The 2,483-nt window shown below is 59.5% G+C and carries 4 protein-coding genes and 1 pseudogene; all 5 read right to left on the bottom strand.

The window, feature by feature from the left end; all coding sequences use genetic code 11:
* Positions 1–253, bottom strand: a pseudogene (locus tag AAC083_RS15800) (monofunctional biosynthetic peptidoglycan transglycosylase); the annotation flags it as partial.
* 53 nt (positions 254–306) lie between these two features.
* Positions 307–633 carry an HI1450 family dsDNA-mimic protein gene (locus tag AAC083_RS15805; RefSeq protein WP_041205707.1) on the bottom strand — a complete coding sequence of 109 codons (327 nt, stop codon included), beginning with the start codon at positions 631–633 and terminating at the stop codon, positions 307–309.
* A gap of 193 nt (positions 634–826) precedes the next feature.
* Complete coding sequence (gene minE, locus AAC083_RS15810) at positions 827–1,093, bottom strand: cell division topological specificity factor MinE (RefSeq protein ID WP_042037335.1); 267 nt, start codon at positions 1,091–1,093, stop codon at positions 827–829.
* Positions 1,094–1,095: 2 nt separating this feature from the next.
* A complete protein-coding gene (gene minD, locus AAC083_RS15815; protein WP_042037334.1) occupies positions 1,096–1,908 on the bottom strand; it encodes a septum site-determining protein MinD in 813 nt (270 codons plus the stop codon).
* Between the two features lie 18 nt (positions 1,909–1,926).
* A partial coding sequence (gene minC / locus AAC083_RS15820; RefSeq protein WP_108537099.1) for a septum site-determining protein MinC occupies positions 1,927–2,483 on the bottom strand: 557 nt, incomplete at its 5' end.

Here is a 2,483-nt window from a genome sequence, read left to right on the forward strand (position 1 = left end):
GGTCTGGGAAGCGCTGATCCTCGGCGGCGATCACCGCCAGCTGCAGCTCCCGCGAAATGCGTTCGAGCGGCACCCAGTCGTGCTTGACCTCGGCCACCTTGGCGGGCGGAAACAGGGCCCGCTCGATGCGCCATGACCACATGAGGGGATCGATGAAGCGCAGCAGTGCCACCGAGACGATGGAGCTGATCAGCGCTGCCAGCAGCAGCCTGCCGAGCCAGCTCAGCAGGCGTCGCCCCAGAGTGGGTCGCACGGGCTCGGGCTCGCTCTCCCAGATGTAGTGGCGTGGATCATCGGGATCCGGAATTATTGGGGCAGCCATTCGATGTGGCAGAACTTCTCGTCAACACGGCGGGAGAGCAGCATGCGGGCAAACAGGTGCTCATACTCTTGCTCGGCATTGCCAAGCCCGACCCAGATCTCGGCGTACTCGGCATCGCTCACCGCAAAACCCACGTCCGCTTCCCAGTCATCGGCCGGATCGGTCTCCGCCAGCAGACCCCGATCGTTGAACGCCTGGTTGAACAGGGCTATCTCCTGCTCCGGCAGGTTGTCGGAGGCCAGCTCCATGAAGAGTTCGAGGGCGGTGTCGAGCAGTTCCTCGACGCTGTGCATTTCGTCGTTCAAAGACATTGGTCTGTTCCAGATAATAAAAAAAGAAGCCCCGCCGGCGATGCCGGACGGTGGCGCGCGCTATTCTAGCTGGCCCCTTCTCCCTTGGCGAGATCTGCTCCGCGAGCCGGCCCCATTTGTGACAATAAAAAACCGGATCCTGGTTCAGGCTCCGGTCTTCATTGAGGGAAGGGGTCACGCATGGGGCGTCAGCTCATCCCTTCTTGTCATCGGCGAAGGTGATGTTGAGCTCCAGCACCGACAGCTCATCACTCTTCTTGTCCAGCTGGACCGTGATCTTGTCAGGGTCTATCTGCACATATTTGCGGATCACCTCGAGCAGGTCCTGTTTGAGCTGGGGCAGGTAATCCGGCCCTCCTCTGGATGAACGCTCGTGCGCGACTATGATCTGCAACCGCTCTTTGGCCAGTTGTGCGGTGTTTTGTTTCTTGTTGGAACGAAAATAATCCAATAATGACATGTTTAACTCCCGAACAGTCGGCTAAAGAAGCCCTTCTTTTCTTCTTCCAGAAAACGAAAATCCTTGGTGTCGCCCAGCAGACGGGCAACGGCATCCTCATAGGCCTGACCGGCATCGGACTCCTTGTCCAGGATGACCGGCTCCCCCGAGTTGGAGGCGCGCAGTACAGCCTGAGACTCCGGGATCACCCCAAGCAGCTTGATAGCCAGGATCTCTTGTACATCCTGCACGCTCAGCATGTCGCCACGGCTGACGCGGGTCGGGCAGTAGCGAGTGAGCAGCAGGTGTTCCTTGATCGGGTCTTCGCCGCGCTCGGCACGACGGGACTTGGAGGCCAGGATGCCGAGGATGCGATCCGAGTCACGCACGGAAGAGACTTCCGGGTTGGTGGTGACGATCGCCTCGTCAGCAAAGTAGAGCGCCATCAAGGCACCCGCTTCGATCCCGGCTGGCGAATCGCAGACGATGTAATCGAACTTCATCTCCGCCAGCTGATCCAGGATCTTCTCGACCCCTTCACGGGTCAGGGCGTCCTTGTCCCGGGTCTGGGAGGCAGGCAGGATGAACAGATTTTCGCAGCGCTTGTCCTTGATGAGGGCCTGATTGAGGTTGGCCTCACCGTTGATCACATTGACGAAGTCATACACCACGCGCCGCTCGCAGCCCATGATGAGATCCAGATTTCTCAGGCCAATGTCAAAATCGATGACCACCGTCTTGTGGCCACGCTGAGCCAAACCTGTGCTCAGGGCCGCGCTGGTTGTGGTCTTGCCAACGCCACCTTTACCCGATGTAACGACTATGATTCGCGCCATTCTCGCTTCCTTGTAACTCTATTTGATATGGTCTATTCGGAGTTGTTCGTTATCCAGCCGGACATGTACCGGCTGTTGTATCAGGCCGGCCGGCAGTGCATCGCTCAGTTGAAACGTGCCTGCGATGGATAGCAGCTCAGCCTGTAATTGCTGGCAATAGATCCGTGCCTGGGTGTTGCCCTTGGCACCTGCTATGGCCCTGCCGCGCAGGGTGCCATAGATATGAATGCTGTCATCGGCGATGACTTCGGCTCCCGGACTCACCGAGCCCAGTATCACCAGCGAGGTGCCAGCAGCATAGAGCTGCTGGCCGGATCGCACCGGGCCCACGTGTACCTTGCTCGGCACCAGAGGCGCCGGGGTGGCGGTTACCTCGACCACGGGCGCCGGGATGGGTGTTTTTTCCGGCGGATGCTCGGCCTTGCGGCTCTTGCCAGAGGCCATCACCGCCAGCCCCGCCGCCTTGGCGGCCGTCTTCATCGCCTCATTTTGTGTCCCCGTGATCCCGACCAGCACGAAATCCTCAGACTCCACCAGCTCCTTCAGCTGTTCGAAGTCGGGAATATCCGCAAGCC

Source organism: Aeromonas sp. HMWF014, assembly GCF_963878295.1.
GTDB lineage: Bacteria > Pseudomonadota > Gammaproteobacteria > Enterobacterales > Aeromonadaceae > Aeromonas > Aeromonas popoffii.